Below are 298 nucleotides of genomic sequence, written 5' to 3'. Positions count from 1 at the left end.
TCCAGGTTGCGCCGGCACTCGCGTTCCAGACGCCGGGAGCTCCGTACCCGGTTGAGATCGCCGTAAACATAAAGCTTGAGCAGCACCGCCGAATCGAACGCCGGCTGACCGGGCGTGAGCTCACCCGTCGCATGGGTAAACCCCAACGCCGGTAAATCAAGCGTGTCAACATAAGCGTCGATTGCCCGAACGTGGTTGGTTTCGCTGACCTAATCTTCAAGCCGGGCGGGCAGGCGTGCGGCCTGGGCACGGGCGACGCCTGGCTTGTAACCTCTCGCCATCAATCTCACCCTCTCGG

General features: G+C 62.4%; 1 pseudogene. It reads right to left on the bottom strand.

Going from position 1 to position 298, the window contains the following annotated elements:
- A pseudogene (locus tag BQ17_RS24715) lies at nucleotides 1-191 on the bottom strand (transposase); the annotation flags it as partial.
- Nucleotides 192-298: the final 107 nt, after the last annotated feature.

It is taken from the genome of Candidatus Thiosymbion oneisti (genome assembly GCF_900092655.1).
Classification (GTDB): Bacteria; Pseudomonadota; Gammaproteobacteria; order Chromatiales; family Chromatiaceae; genus Thiosymbion; species Thiosymbion oneisti.
The sequence above is the reverse complement of the archived record's forward strand: the minus strand, read 5'-3'. Positions and strand labels throughout refer to the sequence as shown.